Source organism: Streptomyces catenulae (assembly GCF_000718015.1).
Lineage (GTDB): Bacteria > Actinomycetota > Actinomycetes > Streptomycetales > Streptomycetaceae > Streptomyces > Streptomyces catenulae.
This window is the reverse complement of sequence record NZ_JODY01000014.1, coordinates 71,926-88,086: the sequence shown is the minus strand read 5'-3', so window position 1 is coordinate 88,086 and position 16,161 is coordinate 71,926. Positions and strand designations below refer to the sequence as shown.

The following is a 16,161-nucleotide window of genomic DNA, read 5'->3' as shown; positions in this document are numbered from 1 at the left end:
CGCGTCACCTGGAGGTGTCCCGTAACTCGCCGGGCCCGGCGCAAGGGGAAGGCGCGGTGGCACGAGCAGAGGCGCTTCCGTGGCGGAAGCGCCTCTGCGGTGGCCGGGGCTGTCGGATCAGACCGTCAGCCTCTCGTGGTTCACCCAGACGACCTTGTACGGGTACTTCTGCTGCCACTTGTCGCGGAACTCGCCGAGCTTGGCGTAGCCCGTGAGCTTCTCCAGGGTGGGGAGGTCCTTGCAGCTGATTTCCGCGATCGCGCTGGAGACGAAGACGGGTGCGTAGTCGTCGTCCGGCAGTCGCAGGTGCTGCTTGTGGTCGATCTTCTCGGCCAGACCGGAGCCGAGGATGACCTCGCCCATTTCGGTGAAGAACTGGTTCCGCTCCGCTTCGGGCATGGAGTCGGAGAAGGAGAAGACCAAGGTATGGATGATCATTTTCGCCTCTGGACCTATGGGGTGCGATCAGTGCGTGCCGGCTCTCCCGCTACACGCTTTGCACCATAAAGGGTCCCGGGGCGCGCTCAAGGAGCGCTCAAGGGCGCGGAGTGTTCCCGGCGTTCGGGCCGCGCCGGTCAGCTCCCCGGCGGGACGGACGCCTCGACCGCGTGGAGGTGAGAGGTGAGGGGGGCCACCCCTTCGAGCCGCAGACCGGCCCGTTCGACGAGCGCCGTCACGCCCTTCTTCGTGTGCCGCTTGCCGTCCGTGTTGAGGAGGAACAGCAGGTCGATGCCGGTGGCGTAGCGGATCTCCGGACTGTCGTCGACGAGGTTGGTGATCACCACGATCCGGCTGCCGGGGTGCCCGGCGCGAGCGGCGTTGCGCAGTGCGGTGACGGTCCGGTCGTCGCCCCATTCGAGGATGCTCTTGAAGAGGTAGACGTCCGCCTCGACCGGGATCTCCTTCAGGCAGTCGCCCGCCACGGCCCGTGCCCGCGCGGACAGGGCGCCTCCGGGGCGCAGCCGCGGGTCGGGCTCGGCCACGGCGGCGGGCAGGTCGACGAGGGTGCCGTCCAGGTCCGGGTTCCTCTCCAGGAGGGTGGCCAGGGTGTGGCCGCGGCCACCGCCGATGTCCGCCAGGGTGCGGACGCCCCGCAGGTCGAGGCGGTCGGCGATGGCGTCCGAGGCGAGGCGGCTCAACTCTGTCTGGGAGCGGTTGAACACCTCCGTCGACTCGGGCGATTCGCGGTGCAGGTGGGTGAAGAAGTCCGTCCCGTACCGCTCCTCGAAGTGGCCCTTGCCGGTGCGCACCGCCTCCTCCAGGTGCGGCCACAGCTCCCAGGTCCAGGGTTCGGTCACCCACTGCACCCAGAACTTCAAGGTCTCCGGGTGGTCCTCGCGCAGCAGCCGGGACGCGGGGGTGTGGACGTGGCCCTCGGGGGTCTCGGTGAAGATGCCGTACTGCTTCAGGGTGCGCAGCAGCCGCTCCAGGACCTCCGGGTCGGCCTGGAGCGCGGCGGCCAGTTCGGCGGTGGGGACGGGGGCGTCGCCCAGGAGGTCGGCGATGCCGATGCGGGAGGCCACGCGGAGCGCGGCGGCGCCGGCGGAGCTGAGGGAGAGTTCCCGCAGTACGGTCATGGGCACCGGACCGTCCCCCTCGCCCTCGTGCGTCACCGTGGCCGGCTCGGTCTTGATGATCTTCATCCACCCCTCCGCGGTCGGAACGACACGGACGGCCCCGTGGCCGCCGATCGTCCCGACTCTCGGCCCACGGGCTCAGGCACCGCTCAAGAGCGGCTAATCCAACGGGCTTTGACGCCTCCTTGAGGGGCGCTCCCTAGCGTCGGGCCCATGCAGCGAAGCGATGTAGCGGGTGTGTGGAGCCTGGCCGCGTTCGACGACGCGGACCCCGGCGGTGAACGGTCCGAAGGCCCCCTGGGGCCGGACCCGCGCGGTCTCCTGATCTACAGCGACGACGGCCACATGTCGGTGAGCCTGATGCGGACCGCGGCCTCCACCCGCCGCCCGACGACGCCCGTCCCCCTCGACTTCATGGGATACGCCGGAACGTGGCGGCTGGCGGGGGCCCGGATGATCCACCGGGTGACCGTCACCCACACCCCGGCGCTGAAGGACCGTGACCAGATCCGCGAACTCCATCTCGCCGACGGGCTGCTGAGCCTCACCGGCACAGTGGTCTTCGAGGGCCGGGACGTGGGACGCGTCCTGGAGTGGCGCCGGGCGGGGGAGGGCCGGTGAGCGCAGCCGCCGCCGACCCGCGGACGGCGCCGGACGCGCTGACGGCCGCCGCGCACCGCACGGCCGCCGTCCTCGCCGACCGCGCGGCCACCGCCGACCGGGAGCGGCGGCTCGCGCCGGACACCGTCGCGCGGCTCCTGACCGCCGGTTTCGCCCGGCACTTCGTCCCGGTCCGCCACGGCGGCGCCGAGGGCACCTTCGGGGACCTCGCCCGCGCGCTGCGGGTCGTCGGCGGCAGCTGTGTGTCCGCCGCGTGGGTGGGCCTCATCCACGCCTCGTCGGGCCGGATGGCGGCGTTCCTGCCGGTCGCCGGGCAGGACGAGGTGTGGGCGGGCGGCCCCGACGCGGCCCTGTCGAGCGCGCTGCGGCCCGCCGGGAGCGCGACCCGTTCCGGCGGCGACTGGATCCTCTCCGGGCGGTGGGATTTCCTCAGCGGTGTCCGGCACGCCGACTGGTCGCTGCTGTGCGTCGCGGGCGAGCGACCGCCGGACATCCGGTACTTCGCCGTGCCCCGCGCGCAGTACCGCGTGGCAGAGACGTGGTGCGCCACCGGCATGCGGGCCACGGCGAGCGACTCGGTCCACCTCGACGGTGTCCGCGTACCCGACGCCCGTACCTTCCCGCACGCCGCGCTGGCCGACGGCAGCGACGACCCCACGACGGCCGCCTGCTACCGGGCGCCCCTGCCGGGCTGCGGCCCGCCGCTGTTCGCCGCACCCGCCCTGGGCGCGGCCACCGCGGCCCTCACCCGCTGGGCGCGGCGGCGCACCGCACGCGACGCGACCGCCCGGCTGGCCCTGACCCGCGGCAGCGCCGAACTCGACATCGCCCAGCTGCTCCTGGACCGCGCGGTGTCCGCCGCGGACACGCCCCCGACGGACACCGGAACCGTGGCCCGCACCATGCGGGACGCCGCGACGGCGGCACACCTGATCCGCGACGCGGTCGAGCGGATCGCCGGGCTGTCCGGCTCCGCGATGCTCGCCGAGACGGACCCCTTGCAGCGCGCCTGGCGGGACGTGCGGACCGCGGTCTCGCACGGCGCCCTCGACCTCGACCGGAGCAGCACGCGCTACGTGCGTGACGTCTGGGGATGGACGACCGACCGACCGTGAACGAAGGAAACCCGATATGACCGAACACAGCGACGTCGTGGTCATCGGCGCCGGCCACAACGCCCTGATCGCCGCCGCCTACCTGGCCCGCGCCGGCCTTGCCGTGACGGTGCTGGAGGAGCAGGACGAGGTGGGCGGCGGCACCTCCACCGGCGCCCTGACGCTCCCCGGCTTCGCGGACGACCTGGCGTCCACGTTCCACATGTACGCCCAGCTCAACCCGGCCGTGGGCGAGGACGAACTCGGCCTGGTCGCCGAGTACGGACTGCGCTACGCCGCCCCGTCCCCGGCCCTGGTCTCCTGCCACGGCGACTCCGGGCCGGTCGCCGTGGAGCTGGGAGCGGAGGCCACCGCCGACGCCATCGGCCGCTACTCCCGCGCCGACGCGCAGGCGTTCACGCAGATGCTCGCCGAGTACGAGCCGCTGCTGCCCGAGCGGGTGCGGCGCTCCACGGTGCCGCCGGGCACGGGGAAGCCGACGGACGAGGACGCCGCCCGGCGGCTGGACGCGCTCGCCGCCCGCGACGGGTTCGGCGTGGTCCACGAGCGTTTCGAGGACGACCGCACCCGGGCCCTGCTGCTGGGCTTCGCCTCGGCGATCGGCAACCTCGGCCGACCGGGCACCGGCTTCGTACCGGCGGAGTTCGCGCTGCTGCTCACCCGCACCCTGGGCGTCATCCCGGTCGGCGGCTCCGCCGCGCTGCCCCGGGCGCTGACGGCCTGCATCCGGGCCAACGGCGGCCAGGTGCTGTGCGGGCGGCGGGTGACGCGGATCGCCGTGGAGAACGGGCGGGCCACCGCGGCGGAGACCGCCGGGGGAGAGCGGTTCACGGCCGGGCGGGCCGTGCTGTCCGCGGCCCATGTGACCCAGCTGGCGGGGCTGCTGGGCCCGGACGTCCAGCTGCCGCCGGAGTTCGGCGAGCTGAGCCACTGGAGCAACGGCGCCTCGGTGCTCCAGGTCCACCTCGCCCTGCGGGAGGCCCCGCAGCTGCCCGCCCCGGGCGGCGCGCTGCGGCCCGTGACGACCACCTTCGGCACGCTGAGCGGCCTCACCGCCCAGTGGCGGGACGTCGCCGCGGGCGTCCTGTCCGGCGACGACCGGATGATGGTGGCGCTCGCCCCGTCGGTCGCCGACCCGACCCGCGTCCCGGAGGGCCTGGCCTCGGTCCGTCTCTTCACCTACGCGCCCTACCGCCTGAACGGGGACCCGGCGGGCTGGGCGGACGAGAAGGAGCGGTACGCACAGCGACTCGTCGAGGTGTACGCGCGCCACGTCACCGGCTACACGCCCGGCGACGAACTGGCCCGCTCCGTCCATTCGCCCGTCGACCTCGCCGCCGCCAACCGCCACTTCGTCGAGGGCGGCTACATGGGCGGTGAGATGATCCCGTCCCAACTCGGCACCAACCGGCCGGTGCCCGGCTGGAGCTCGTACCGGATGCCGGTGCCGGGTCTCTACCAGACCGGGGCCTGTACGCACCCCGGCGGCGGGGTGAGCGGCTGGCCCGGCCGCAACGCCGCCCAGGTCCTCCTGGACGACCTCGGCATCGGCTCCGGCACGGTCCTGCGGCACGGCGGAGACCTGCGCCTTCCCCGCATCCCCGCCGTACCGGCGCGGGACTGAGCCCCGGCCCGGCGGGCCCGGCGTGGCCCGGTGCCCCGCCGGGCCCGCCCGGGTCAGCGCTCCGGGTGCCCGACGGTGTTGCGGAGCCGACCGAGCCGTTCGATCTCGATGACGATCTCGTCGCCGGGCTCCAGCCACTCGCCGCGCGCCATCCCGACCCCGGCGGGCGAACCGGTCAGGACGACGTCGCCGGGCAGCAGCGTCATGTCCCGGGCGGCGACGGAGAGCAGTTCGGCCACCGGCCGGATCATGTCGCCGGTCCGCGCGTCCTGCTTCACCTCGCCGTTGACCCACAGCCGGATGCCCAGGTCCTGCGGGTCGTCGACGAACCAGCCGGGCACGATGCCGGGCCCCAGCGGACAGAAGCCGTCGAGGGACTTGGTGCGCAGCCAGTCGTACGCGAACGGCGGGCCCACGGCCTCCTCACGGCGGAGCGCGTCGCGGGCCGAGACGTCGTTGGCGATGGTGTACCCGGCGACGTACCCGAGCGCTTCGTCCGGGGCGAAGCCCTTGCCCTCCTTGCCGATGACGACGGCGAGTTCGGCCTCCCAGTCGAGCCGCCGGTCTGGGCCGCCGGGAAAGGTGATCGCCTCGCCGGGCCCGATGACGGTGGTCCGCGGCGTCTTGGTGAAGAAGTAGCCCTCGGCGGGCGGCTGCCGCGCCTCGACGCCCATCTCCGCCAGGTGACTGTGGTAGTTCGCACCGGCGCACAGGATCTTGCCGGGGTATGTCAGCGGGGCGAGCAGCACCGCGCCCGGCACGGCGGTGGCGGCCTCCGGGCGCCAGGTGCGCAGCGTGTCGGAGACCCGCGCCCACCGGTCGAGGAGCGTGATCAGCGGGGTGTCGGCCAGCTCGCCCGGGGCGGTGTGGACGGTGCCGCCGGAGGTGCGGATGCCGGTGCGCGGGCCGTCGGCGCTCGCGTAGCTGACGAGGGACCAGGGTTCGTGGGGCACTGCCGGTGTCTCCTTCACGGTGTCACGGGGGAAGGGAGGTACGCGGGGGTCACGGGGCCGGTTCGAGGTTCGTGGTGAAGCCGTCCGGGCGCAGCGGGCACCAGACGGCGGAGGGCACGTCCTGCCAGTCGCGCGGCGTCCAGTCCGCGGTGATCTGGTCCATGTCGAGGAAGTACTCGACCCAGCTGCCCCAGGGGTCACGGATGTAGTGGAAGAGGTTGGAGCCGAAGGTGTGCCGACCCAGGCCCCAGCTCAGGCCGCTGCCCCGCTCGGCGAGGGTGCGCGCGCCGAGCACCATCTCGTCGATGCTCCCGACCTCCCAGCTGGAGTGGTGCAGCCCGGGGTGGGTGCTCTGGACCAGGCCGAAGACGTGGTGGTCCCCGGGGCCGCAGTTCATGAAGGTGACCACGCCCGGCACCCGGTCGGAGACGCCGAGCCCGAGGATCCGCCGGTAGAACCGCTCCGACCTGGCCACGTCCGAGGCGAAGATCAGCACATGGCCGAGGCGGCGCGGGCGGGCGGGCGCGTCGGCGGACGGCCACCGGGCCTCGCCGATCCGCCGGAGGCCGCCGGGCAGGTTCATGGGCGGGGCGGCGGCGGGCGGCGGCAGCGGGCGCTCCTCCCGCACGGTGATCCGGTTGCCGTCGGGGTCGCGCAGCCACAGGCCGCCCTCCACCCCGGAGGGCGGCGCGTCCTCCAGGCGTACACCGAGGCCCTCCAGGTGCCGCTGCATCGCGGGCAGAGTGCCGGGGGCGACGCCGAACGCCACGTGGTGCAGCCGCTTGTCCGGCCCTTCGAGGAGGAGGGTCCGGTCGAGGTCCTGGCCGTCGCAGCGCACGGCCAGCGTGTCGCCGCGCTCGGTCACCGACAGGCCGAAGTCCTCGTGGAACCGGCCGGCCCGGCTCACATCGGGGACTTGCAGGCCGTAGTGGAGGAGGCTGGAGATCCGCACCGTACAGTCCTTTCTCGCATTTCTCTGCCGATTGCCCCATGGCTTTCACCATGGATTTCCTGATACAGCGACTGAAGCTCATCCGAGGGCTCCAGGCCCGTCTTTTCAGCCATGGTCCGGCGCAGTTGGCGGAATACGTCGAGGGCTTCCGTTCGCATTCCGCTGAGGTGGAGCACCGTCATGTAGTGGCGGTGCAGCAGTTCATCGAACGGGAATTGGGCGACGAGTTCCGCGAGTTCGGGCCGTACGCACTGATGGCATCCCATACCGATTTCCGTCTCGATACGTAAGATACGTGCCGAAAGGCGGGACTGTTCGAGGGAGACCGTCGCCGCGCGCAGCGGGAATCCGCGGTCGACGCCGGCGAGCAGAGAGCCGTGCCACAAGCCGTCCGCCTGGCGCAGCAGCCGTACGCCCCGGTCCCGGTCTCCGGCGCGCAGCGCCTGCCGCCCGGAGCTCTCCAGACAGCGGTAGCGGGGCAGGTCGAAGTGGCAGTCCACGGTGTGGAAGGCGTACCCCTTGTTCTTCGTCCGCAGCAGGTCGGCGCGGACGTCGGCGGTGCGCAGCCCGAGCGCGACGGCCAGGTTGCGGCGGATGTTGAGGACGTACGCCTGGATCGCCGTCACGGCGGTCCTGGGCGGCCGGTCGGACCACAGCTCCTCGATGAGGGTGGTGACCGGAACGGTGTGCCCGGCGTGCATGAGGAGCAGTGCGAGGATCTTCCTTTCCTTGGGTGCGGTCGGCGTGGGCAGTGCATTCCCGGAACGCAACTGAAGCGGACCGAGTACTCGGATGTCGAGCATCGAACCCCCTGTCATCCACACTCCCTCGTGGAATTCCCCAGCAGCCTAGGCAGCCGCGCTCAAGCCGTACTCAAGCAGTTCTCCGTGAGCCGGTCTTGAGGGGCGCTTGAGGTCCGCCGCCCAGAGTGGATCCACGTGAGCCGCTGTCCTCACCCGGGGCTCACGGATTTCCCGAACCATCCGCCGACTGCCCGAACGGGAAGGTGCCCATGATTTTGCACACCCTGATCTACCGGTTCGACGACGAGGTCACCGAGGACCAGCAGCGTCAGTTCTTCGACAGTCTGCGGGAATTGACCGAAGGGTCCGAGCACATCGAGGGCTTCGGCCACGAGCGTCACCGGTGGCTGCCCGTGGACGAGAACGCGAAGGGCATGACCGGCCAGGCCGTCGCGCAGTTCGCCGCCAAGGACCTGGACGCGCTGCGGGCATTCTCCGAGCAGCCGCACGTGCACGAATTCCTGGCCGACTGGCGTTCGCGGATCTCGTACGAAGCCGCCTACGCCAACCACCCCGAGATCACCCTCACCGGACGGCGCTCACTGCGGCACACCGAACACACGGTGACCGTCGACGCCCCCGTGGACGTGGTCTGGGATGTCCTCGTCGACGTCGAGGGGTACGCCCGGATCTTCCCGCCCACCCAGGAGGCGAAGATCATCGAGTCCTCCGAGACGCACCAGATCGTCCGCCTCGTCGTCGACGTCAACGGCCAGATCCAGTCGTGGGTCTCGCGCCGCGACATCGACCACGAGCGCCATGTGATCACCTACCTCCAGCTCGAACTCGCCCCGCTCATCGGCCACATGGGTGGCGAATGGCGCGCCTACCCGCTGACCGAGAACCGCACCCAACTCGTCCTCACCCACGACTTCAGGCCCAAGGACCCGGTGGACGGCAAGGTGGCCGGCAAGTTCACCTACGAGCAGGCCGATGAACTGCTCCAGGGCGGCGTCGAGCGCAACAGCGTGGACGATCTCGGCGCGGTCAGGTCCGAGGCCGAGCGCCGGGCGGGCGGGACGGCATGACGCGGCTCATCGACCTGAGTGTCGCCACCCGCTCCACGCCGAGCGAGGCCACCCCGGTCACCGTCGAACTCCTCGACCACCGCACCGGCGCCACGGTGCTGGGCCTGGCCCCCGAGGACTTCCCCGACGGCATGGCCATCTCCAACGAGACGGTCACCCTCACCACCCACACCGGCACCCACATGGACGCCCCGCTGCACTACGGCCCGGTCAGCGGCGGGGAACCGGCCTGGAGCATCGACCAGGTGCCGCTGGAGTGGTGCCAGGGCCCGGGCGTCCGCCTGGACGTACGCGACGTCCCACCGGGCGAGGGCATCACCACCGGCCGTGTGACGGCAGCGCTGGAGCGGATCGGCCACACACTCGCCCCCGGCGACATCGTGCTGCTGTGGACGGGCGCCGACCGGCTGTGGGGCTCCGCCGACTACCTGCGCGCGTACCCCGGGCTCACCGGCGACGCCACCGCCCACCTCGTTGAGTCCGGGGTGCGGGTGATCGGCATCGACGCCTGGGGCCTGGACCGCCCCATGCACCGCATGATCGAGGACTACCGGCGCACCGGCGACAACGGACACCTGTGGCCCGCGCACCTCTACGGCCGCACCGCCCCCTACCTCCAGCTGGAGAAACTCACCCGCCTCGACGACCTGCCGGCGGCCACCGGATTCACCGTCACCTGCTTCCCGGTGGCCGTGGCCGGCGCCGGCGCCGGCTGGACCCGGGTCGTCGCCCACGTCCCCGGGAACTGACCGCACGAGGAGGACCATGACCCCCGCGGCCGCCTCCCGTCACCTGGTGCTCGACCCCGCGGCACAGGACCTGCTGTTCCGCGAGGCCCGCACCGCCACGGCCTTCACTCCCGAAGCCGTCGGTGACCACCAGGTGCGGGCCGTCTACGAGCTGGTGAAGTATGCGCCGACGTCCATGAACCAGCAGCCCATGCGCATCGTCCTGGTGCGCTCCGAGGAGGCCCGCCGGGAGCTGATCTCCCACCTTCACCGGGGCAACCGGCCGAAGGCCGCATCCGCACCGCTGATCGCGCTGCTCGCGGCGGACCTCCGCTTCCACGAGACGCTCCCCGACCTCTTCCCCCACCTGCCCCGCGCGAAGGACCTCTTCGCCGATCCCGCGGTACGCCGCGAGTCGGCACGGTTCAACACCGCCCTCCAGGTCGCCTACTTCATCGTCGGCGTCCGGGCGGCGGGCCTGGCCGCGGGGCCGATCGTGGGCTACGACGCCGACGGGATCAACAAGGCGTTCTTCGGCGACGGCACGCGGGAGATCGTCACCGCCGTCACCCTCGGCCGCCCCGCCCGGGAGCCGGGCCACCCCCGGCTGCCCCGGCTCCCCTTCCACGACGTCCTGACCACCGTCTGACCCGGAAGGCCACGATGAGACAGACAGCAGAGCCCCGCCCCGGGCAGGGCGATGACTGGGCGGTGTGCCCGCGGTGCCGGGAGATGGTCTACGGCCCCCGGCTCGTCCGGAACCTGCGGGTGTGCCCCGGCTGCGGGCACCACCACCGGCTCACCGCCCCCGAACGCATCGAACAACTCCTCGACGAGGGCAGCACCGAGCTGCTGCCCCTGCCGGTGTGGAGCGGCGACCCCCTCCGCTTCACCGACACCGAGCCGTACCCGGCGCGGCTGGCGGCGGCCCGCCTGGCCACCGGACTCGACGAGGCCGTGGTGCTGGCGCGCGGCACCCTCGGCGGGCACCCGGTGCTCACCGCGGTGATGGACTTCCGGTTCCTCGGCGGCAGCCTGGGCTCGGCGGTCGGCGAACTGATCACCCGCGCCGCCGAGCGCGCCCTCGACGAGCGGGTCCCGCTGCTGATCGTCACCGCGTCGGGCGGCGCCCGGATGCAGGAGGGCGCGCTGTCGCTGATGCAGATGGCGAAGACCGCGCAGGTCCTCGGCGACCTCGACCGGGCCGGCATCCTCACGCTCTCGCTGATCACCGACCCCACGTACGGCGGGGTCGCCGCCTCCTTCGCCACCCTCTGCGACGTCATCATCGCCGAGCCGGGCGCCCGGATGGGCTTCGCCGGACCCCGGGTCATCGCCCAGACCCTCCGCCAGGACCTCCCCGAAGGCTTCCAGACCGCCGAACACCTCCTGGAACACGGCCTGGTGGACACCGTCCGGCCCCGCTCCGAACTCCGCGACTCCCTGGCCCGGCTGCTCGCCGCGGCGGCCCCGGCCCGTCCGGACACCGTCCCGCCGCCCGACGGCACCGCGCTGATCCGGGACCCCGACCAACTCCCCGAGGCGGACGCCTGGGAGACCGTACGGCGCGCCCGGCACCTCGGCAGGCCCACCACCCTCGACTACATCGGACGGCTCTTCACCGGCTTCGAGGAACTGCACGGCGACCGCGCGGGCGGCGAATGCCCCTCGATCGTCGGCGGGCCCGCCCGGCTGGACGGGGTGCCGGTGATGGTCATCGGCACACAGAAGGGACACACCGTCGCGGAGCTGCGCGCCCGCAACTTCGGCATGGCCACCCCGGCCGGGTACCGCAAGTCGGCCCGGCTGCTGCGGCTCGCCGGAAAACTCGGCCTGCCGGTGATCACCTTCGTCGACACGCCGGGCGCGTACCCCGGCGTGGAGGCCGAGGAGCAGGGCCAGGCGGTCGTCATCGCCGAGAACATCCGCCTGATGGCAGGGGTGCCGGTGCCCGTCATCACCCTCGTGACCGGCGAGGGCGGCAGCGGCGGCGCCCTCGCCCTGGCCGTCGCCGACCGCGTTCTCGTCTGCGCCCACTCCCTCTACTCCGTCATCAGCCCCGAAGGCTGCGCGGCGATCCTCTGGAACGACCCCGCGATGGCCCCGCAGGCGGCGGAGGCGCTGCGGATCGACGCGGGCGCACTGCTCCGCCTCGGCATCGCCGACGCCGTCGTGCCCGAGCCCGCACAGGGCGCCCACAGCGATCCGGTGCGCGCCGCCGACCACGTGCACGCGGCACTCGGCTCGGTCCTCGCCGAACTGCGCGCCCTGCCCGCGCAGGTGCTCGTCTCCGAACGGCACGCCCGCTTCCGGGCCTTCGGCGCCGTGGAGTCCTTCCTGACCGCCACCGAGGAGGCGATGCAATCGTGACCACGACCACGGAGGGCACCGAAGACGCCCTCGACCGGCTGCGCAGCCACGCGGTCCGGCTCGTCCGGGAGTTCCCGCGGCCCCCGAAGGCGCTGCGGCTACGCGCCGGCGAGCTGGTCCTCGAAGCCGAGTGGGACGCGGCGCCGGAGTCCGGCGCCCCGGCCGACGCGGACCCTCCCGCGCCCGAGGCGCACGCGGAACGGCTCTGCGCGGACACCGTCGGCGTCTTCCACCGCGCGCCGTCCCCGAAGGCACAGCCGTTCGTCAGCGAGGGCGACCTCGTCGAGCCGGGGCAGCAGATCGCCGTCATCGAGGCGATGAAGCTGATGATCCCGGTCGAGGCGGACCGCCCCGGACGGATCGCCGAGATCCTCAAGCGGGACGGCGACCCCGTGGAGTACGGCGAACCGCTCTTCGCCCTCGCACCGGCGGCCTGACGGCGGGATATGCGATGTTCGAGAAGGTACTGATCGCCAACCGCGGCGAGATCGCGCTGCGTATCGCCCGCGCCGCCCGCGAACTGGGCGTGCGGACCGTCGCCGTCCACTCGTCCGAGGACACCGGCTCCGCCGTGGTGCGCTGCGCCGACGAGAGCGTGCACATCGGCCCGCCCGCCGCGAGCCGGAGTTACCTGTACATCCCGGCCCTCATCGAGGCCGCCCGGCGCACCGGCGCGGACGCCGTGCACCCGGGATACGGGTTCCTGTCGGAGGACGCCGACTTCGCCGAGGTGTGCCGCGCCGAAGGTCTCGCCTTCATCGGCCCGCCCGCCGACGTGATCCGGCGCCTGGGGGACAAGACCGCGGCCCGCACCGCCATGGCCGCCGCCGGACTCCCCCTCCTGCCCGGCAGCCCGGGCCCGCTGGATTCGGCCACCGAAGCCCGCGCCGTGGCCGACACCATCGGCTACCCGGTCATCATCAAGGCGGCCGCCGGCGGCGGCGGGCGCGGCATGACCGTCGTCCACGACCCGCCCGGCTTCGCCGCCGCCCACCGCGACACCGTCGCCCGGGCCCGCGCCCTCTTCGGCGATCCCACCGTCTTCGTCGAGCGCTACCTGCCCACCGCGCGCCACGTGGAGGTACAGATCCTCGCGGACGGGGCAGGCGGTGCCGTGTACGTCGGTGACCGCGACTGCTCCGTGCAGCGTCGGCATCAAAAGCTCATCGAGGAGGCCCCCGCACCGCGGCTGCCCGCCGGGCTGCGGGCCCGTATGGGCGAGGCCGCGGTACGCGGTGCCCGGGCGGTCGGGTACGAGGGGGCGGGCACCTTCGAGTTCCTGGTGGACGAGGCCGGTGACTTCTTCTTCATGGAGGTCAACTGCCGGATCCAGGTGGAGCACCCGGTCACCGAGATGCTGTCCGGGATCGACCTGGTGCAGGAGCAGTTCCACCTCGCCGCCGGGCGGCCCCTCACCCTGCGGCAGGAGGACGTGGAGCTGCGCGGCGCGGCGGTCGAGTGCCGGATCAACGCGGAGGACCCGGATCGGGACTTCGCGCCCGCGCCCGGCCCGCTCACCGAGTTCGTGCCCCCGGGCGGCCCGTTCGTCCGCGTGGACACCCACGCCTTCGAGGGCTACCAGGTGCCCGCCTCGTACGACTCGCTGTTGGCCAAGGCCGTGGTGTGGGCGCCGACGCGCGACGAGGCGCTGCGCCGCATGGACCGGGCGCTGGCCGAGTTCCGCATCACGGGCCCCGGGGTGCACACCACCCTCGGGTTCCTCCGCCGCGTCATGGACGAACCCGCCTTCCGCGGCGGGGAGTACAGCACATCGATCGTCTCTCAGGTGTTAGGGGTGAAGACCGTCCGATGACACGACCGACACGCCGCGTGGTGATCACGGGGATCGGGGTACGGGCGCCGGGGGGCGCGGGGCGGAAGCAGTTCTGGTCCCTGCTGACCTCCGGCCGCACGGCGACCCGCCGGATCTCCTTCTTCGACCCGGCCCCGTACCGCTCCCAGGTCGCCGGTGAGTGCGACTTCGACCCGGTCCAGGAAGGTCTGACGCCACGCCAGATCAGACGGATGGACCGCTCGGCGCAGTTCGCGGTGGTCTGCGCCCGCGAGGCGATGGCCGACAGCGGCGTCGGCTTCGCCGCGCTCGACCCGCACCGCGTCGGCGTCACCCTGGGCAGCGCCGTCGCCGCGGCGACCAGCCTGGAGCGCGAGTACCTGGTGCTCTCCGACGCCGGACGGCAGTGGGAGGTGGACCCGGCGTACCTGTCGCCGCACATGTTCGACTACCTCACGCCGGGCGCCGCGGTCGCCGAGGTGGCGTGGGAGGCCGGGGCCGAGGGCCCGGCGGCGATGGTCTCCGACGGCTGCACCTCGGGCCTGGACGCGCTCGGCCACGCCTGCCGCCTCATCCAGGAGGGCAGCGCGGACGTGATGGTCGCCGGAGCGGCGGACACCCCCGTCACCCCGATCGTCGTGGCCTGCTTCGACGCGATCAGGGCGACCACCGCGCGCAACGACGAGCCCGAACGGGCCTCGCGCCCCTTCGACGCCACCCGCAACGGCTTCGTCCTCGCGGAGGGCGCCGCCATGTTCGTCCTGGAGGAGTACACCGCCGCCCGGCGGCGCGGCGCCCACATCTACGCCGAGCTGACGGGCTACGCGACCCGGCTCAACGCGTACCACATGACCGGCCTCAAGCCCGACGGCCGGGAGATGGCCGAGGCGATCCGGGCAGCCCTGGACGAGTCGCGGATCGACCCCACCGCCGTCGACTACGTCAACGCGCACGGCTCCGGCACCAAGCAGAACGACCGGCACGAGACCGCCGCGTTCAAACGCAGCCTCGGCGACCACGCCTACCGGGTTCCGGTCAGCTCCCTCAAGTCGATGGTCGGGCACTCGCTCGGCGCCATCGGCTCGATCGAGGTCGCCGCCTGCGCCCTCGCCATCGACCAGGGAGTGGTGCCGCCGACCGCCAACCTGCACGAGCCCGACCCCGAATGCGACCTGGACTACGTGCCGCTCACGGCACGCGACATGGAGGTGGACACGGTGCTCAGCGTGGGCAGCGGGTTCGGCGGATTCCAGAGCGCCATGGTGCTGCGCCGCCCGGACGGGGACCGCGCATGACGGACAAGGTCGTGGTGACCGGCATCGGCGTCCTCGCGCCCAACGGCCGTGACACGGAGGACTTCTGGGCGGCGACCCTCGCCGGAACCAGCGGTATCGGCGAGATCACCGGGTTCGACACCACCCGGTACGCCTCCCGGCTGGCCGGTCTCATCCGCGGCTTCGACGCCGCGGAACATCTGCCCAAGCGGCTCCTGCCGCAGACGGACGTCTCCACCCGGTACGCGCTCACCGCCGCGGCGAGCGCCCTGGAGGACGCCGGTGTGGACCCGGCCGAGCTGCCGGAGTTCGACATGGGGGTGATGACCTCGAACGCCACCGGCGGCTTCGAGTTCACCCACCGTGAGTTCCGCAAACTCTGGTCCGAGGGCCCGTCGAAGGTGAGCGTCTACGAATCCTTCGCATGGTTCTACGCCGTCAACACCGGCCAGATCTCCATCCGGCACGGTATGCGCGGCCCCGGCGCCGTGGTGGTCAGCGAACAGGCCGGGGGACTCGACGCGGTCGGCAACGCGCGCCGCGCCGTCCGCCTCGGCACCCCGCTCGTCGTCTGCGGCGGCCTCGACTCCGCCTTCGACCCCTGGGGCTGGGCCGCCCACCTGTCCGGCGGCCGGGTCAGCACCTCGACCGACCCGGCCCGCGCCTACCTCCCGTTCGACGCGGACGCGGGCGGCTACGTGCCGGGCGAGGGCGGCGCGATCCTCATCGCCGAGAACGCGGACACGGCTCGCTCCCGCGGCCGCACCGGGTACGGCGAGATCGCCGGTTACGCCGCCACGTTCGACCCGGCCCCCGGCAGCGGCCGCCCGCCGGGCCTGCGCCGGGCCGCCGAACTGGCCCTCGCCGACGCCGGCCTGCGCCCCGCCGACGTGGGCGCCGTCTTCGCCGACGCGGCCGGGCTGCGCGCCGCGGACGCCGCGGAGGCGGATGCCGTCCGGGAACTGTTCGGTCCCGGGGGCGTCCCCGTGACCGTCCCCAAGGCGCTCACCGGTCGGCTGTTCGCCGGTGGCGGGCCGCTCGACCTGGCCGCCGCCCTGCTGTCCCTGCGCGACCGGGTCCTGCCGGCCGCCCCGCCCACCAGCGTGCCCCGCGCGTACGGCATCGACCTGGTCCTCGGGGAGCCCCGCCACTGCGACGCCGACGCCGCCCTGGTCCTCGCCCGCGGCAAGGGCGGCTTCAACTCGGCCGTGGTCGTCCGGCGCACGGACCCCGCTGACGCCCCGGGCTGACCCGTGCGGCCCCCGGTCCCGCGGGCACCGCCCCGCGCCGCCCGCGGGACCACCCCACCGCCGTACCGCTTTCC

General features: G+C 73.1%; 16 protein-coding genes. 11 read left to right on the top strand and 5 right to left on the bottom strand.

All coding sequences use genetic code 11. The annotated features are described in order from the left end of the window. Window positions 1-117: 117 nt before the first annotated feature. Both IF23_RS0114850 and IF23_RS0114845 read right to left on the bottom strand, forming a co-directional pair. Window positions 118-438, bottom strand: a complete 321-nt coding sequence (locus IF23_RS0114850) for a hypothetical protein (RefSeq protein ID WP_030283728.1) — start codon at window positions 436-438, stop codon at window positions 118-120. Between the two features lie 137 nt (window positions 439-575). Continuing rightward, window positions 576-1,643 carry a methyltransferase gene (locus IF23_RS0114845; RefSeq protein WP_037678219.1) on the bottom strand — a complete coding sequence of 356 codons (1,068 nt, stop codon included), beginning with the start codon at window positions 1,641-1,643 and terminating at the stop codon, window positions 576-578. 147 nt (window positions 1,644-1,790) lie between these two features. Here IF23_RS0114845 and IF23_RS31215 point away from each other — a divergent pair, with 147 nt between their 5' ends. From IF23_RS31215 to IF23_RS0114830, 3 genes are read left to right on the top strand one after another with little or no spacing between them, the layout of a single operon-like run. Further along, window positions 1,791-2,198, top strand: a complete 408-nt coding sequence (locus IF23_RS31215) for a lipocalin-like domain-containing protein (RefSeq protein ID WP_078653982.1) — start codon at window positions 1,791-1,793, stop codon at window positions 2,196-2,198. Next, the gene (locus IF23_RS0114835; protein ID WP_030283723.1) at window positions 2,195-3,313 is read left to right on the top strand and encodes an acyl-CoA dehydrogenase family protein; all 1,119 of its coding nucleotides are present in this window, start codon (window positions 2,195-2,197) and stop codon (window positions 3,311-3,313) included. Before IF23_RS31215 ends, IF23_RS0114835 begins: the two co-directional genes overlap by 4 nt. Before the next feature lie 16 nt (window positions 3,314-3,329). Continuing rightward, window positions 3,330-4,937, top strand: a complete 1,608-nt coding sequence (locus tag IF23_RS0114830) for a phytoene desaturase family protein (RefSeq protein ID WP_051739578.1) — start codon at window positions 3,330-3,332, stop codon at window positions 4,935-4,937. A 53-nt stretch (window positions 4,938-4,990) separates the two neighbouring features. Here IF23_RS0114830 and IF23_RS0114825 read toward each other — a convergent pair whose 3' ends face one another. Genes IF23_RS0114825 through IF23_RS0114815 form a run of 3 tightly spaced genes read right to left on the bottom strand, consistent with a single transcriptional unit; the run spans window position 4,991 to window position 7,645 of the window. Further along, window positions 4,991-5,890 carry a fumarylacetoacetate hydrolase family protein gene (locus IF23_RS0114825; protein WP_030283718.1) on the bottom strand — a complete coding sequence of 300 codons (900 nt, stop codon included), beginning with the start codon at window positions 5,888-5,890 and terminating at the stop codon, window positions 4,991-4,993. Between the two features lie 49 nt (window positions 5,891-5,939). Further along, a complete protein-coding gene (locus IF23_RS0114820; protein WP_030283716.1) occupies window positions 5,940-6,842 on the bottom strand; it encodes a VOC family protein in 903 nt (300 codons plus the stop codon). Next, entirely contained in the window at window positions 6,794-7,645 is an 852-nt protein-coding gene (locus IF23_RS0114815; protein ID WP_169750004.1) for an AfsR/SARP family transcriptional regulator, read from the bottom strand. Before IF23_RS0114815 ends, IF23_RS0114820 begins: the two co-directional genes overlap by 49 nt. A gap of 209 nt (window positions 7,646-7,854) precedes the next feature. On the opposite strand from IF23_RS0114815, the gene IF23_RS0114810 reads away from it, so the two are divergent. From IF23_RS0114810 to IF23_RS0114775, 8 genes are read left to right on the top strand one after another with little or no spacing between them, the layout of a single operon-like run. After that, the gene (locus IF23_RS0114810) at window positions 7,855-8,673 is read left to right on the top strand and encodes an SRPBCC family protein (protein ID WP_078653980.1); all 819 of its coding nucleotides are present in this window, start codon (window positions 7,855-7,857) and stop codon (window positions 8,671-8,673) included. After that, on the top strand, window positions 8,670-9,422 hold the full coding sequence (locus IF23_RS0114805) for a cyclase family protein (protein WP_030283711.1): 753 nt from the start codon (window positions 8,670-8,672) through the stop codon (window positions 9,420-9,422). Before IF23_RS0114810 ends, IF23_RS0114805 begins: the two co-directional genes overlap by 4 nt. 16 nt (window positions 9,423-9,438) lie before the next feature. After that, window positions 9,439-10,050 (top strand): malonic semialdehyde reductase, encoded by a 612-nt coding sequence (locus tag IF23_RS0114800; RefSeq protein ID WP_030283709.1) that lies wholly within the window; start codon window positions 9,439-9,441, stop codon window positions 10,048-10,050. A 14-nt stretch (window positions 10,051-10,064) separates the two neighbouring features. Continuing rightward, window positions 10,065-11,771: an acetyl-CoA carboxylase carboxyl transferase subunit gene (locus IF23_RS0114795; protein WP_030283707.1), complete on the top strand. Its 1,707-nt coding sequence runs from the start codon at window positions 10,065-10,067 to the stop codon at window positions 11,769-11,771. Further along, the gene (locus IF23_RS0114790) at window positions 11,768-12,208 is read left to right on the top strand and encodes an acetyl-CoA carboxylase biotin carboxyl carrier protein (RefSeq protein WP_030283705.1); all 441 of its coding nucleotides are present in this window, start codon (window positions 11,768-11,770) and stop codon (window positions 12,206-12,208) included. Before IF23_RS0114795 ends, IF23_RS0114790 begins: the two co-directional genes overlap by 4 nt. A gap of 14 nt (window positions 12,209-12,222) precedes the next feature. Next, a complete protein-coding gene (locus tag IF23_RS0114785) occupies window positions 12,223-13,584 on the top strand; it encodes an acetyl-CoA carboxylase biotin carboxylase subunit (protein ID WP_030283703.1) in 1,362 nt (453 codons plus the stop codon). Then, window positions 13,581-14,858 (top strand): beta-ketoacyl-[acyl-carrier-protein] synthase family protein, encoded by a 1,278-nt coding sequence (locus IF23_RS0114780; protein ID WP_030283701.1) that lies wholly within the window; start codon window positions 13,581-13,583, stop codon window positions 14,856-14,858. Before IF23_RS0114785 ends, IF23_RS0114780 begins: the two co-directional genes overlap by 4 nt. Further along, complete coding sequence (locus IF23_RS0114775) at window positions 14,855-16,087, top strand: ketosynthase chain-length factor (protein WP_030283699.1); 1,233 nt, start codon at window positions 14,855-14,857, stop codon at window positions 16,085-16,087. Before IF23_RS0114780 ends, IF23_RS0114775 begins: the two co-directional genes overlap by 4 nt. Window positions 16,088-16,161 lie beyond the last annotated feature (74 nt).

Bases quoted from the DNA above. Each gene is read 5' to 3' on its own strand.
- IF23_RS0114850 (WP_030283728.1), bottom strand. From the start codon at position 438: ATGATCATCCATACCTTGGTCTTCTCCTTCTCCGACTCCATGCCCGAA.
- IF23_RS0114845 (WP_037678219.1), bottom strand. From the start codon at position 1,643: ATGAAGATCATCAAGACCGAGCCGGCCACGGTGACGCACGAGGGCGAG.
- IF23_RS31215 (WP_078653982.1), top strand. From the start codon at position 1,791: ATGCAGCGAAGCGATGTAGCGGGTGTGTGGAGCCTGGCCGCGTTCGAC.
- IF23_RS0114830 (WP_051739578.1), top strand. From the start codon at position 3,330: ATGACCGAACACAGCGACGTCGTGGTCATCGGCGCCGGCCACAACGCC.
- IF23_RS0114815 (WP_169750004.1), bottom strand. From the start codon at position 7,645: ATGCTCGACATCCGAGTACTCGGTCCGCTTCAGTTGCGTTCCGGGAAT.
- IF23_RS0114810 (WP_078653980.1), top strand. From the start codon at position 7,855: ATGATTTTGCACACCCTGATCTACCGGTTCGACGACGAGGTCACCGAG.
- IF23_RS0114805 (WP_030283711.1), top strand. From the start codon at position 8,670: ATGACGCGGCTCATCGACCTGAGTGTCGCCACCCGCTCCACGCCGAGC.
- IF23_RS0114800 (WP_030283709.1), top strand. From the start codon at position 9,439: ATGACCCCCGCGGCCGCCTCCCGTCACCTGGTGCTCGACCCCGCGGCA.
- IF23_RS0114795 (WP_030283707.1), top strand. From the start codon at position 10,065: ATGAGACAGACAGCAGAGCCCCGCCCCGGGCAGGGCGATGACTGGGCG.
- IF23_RS0114785 (WP_030283703.1), top strand. From the start codon at position 12,223: ATGTTCGAGAAGGTACTGATCGCCAACCGCGGCGAGATCGCGCTGCGT.
- IF23_RS0114780 (WP_030283701.1), top strand. From the start codon at position 13,581: ATGACACGACCGACACGCCGCGTGGTGATCACGGGGATCGGGGTACGG.
- IF23_RS0114775 (WP_030283699.1), top strand. From the start codon at position 14,855: ATGACGGACAAGGTCGTGGTGACCGGCATCGGCGTCCTCGCGCCCAAC.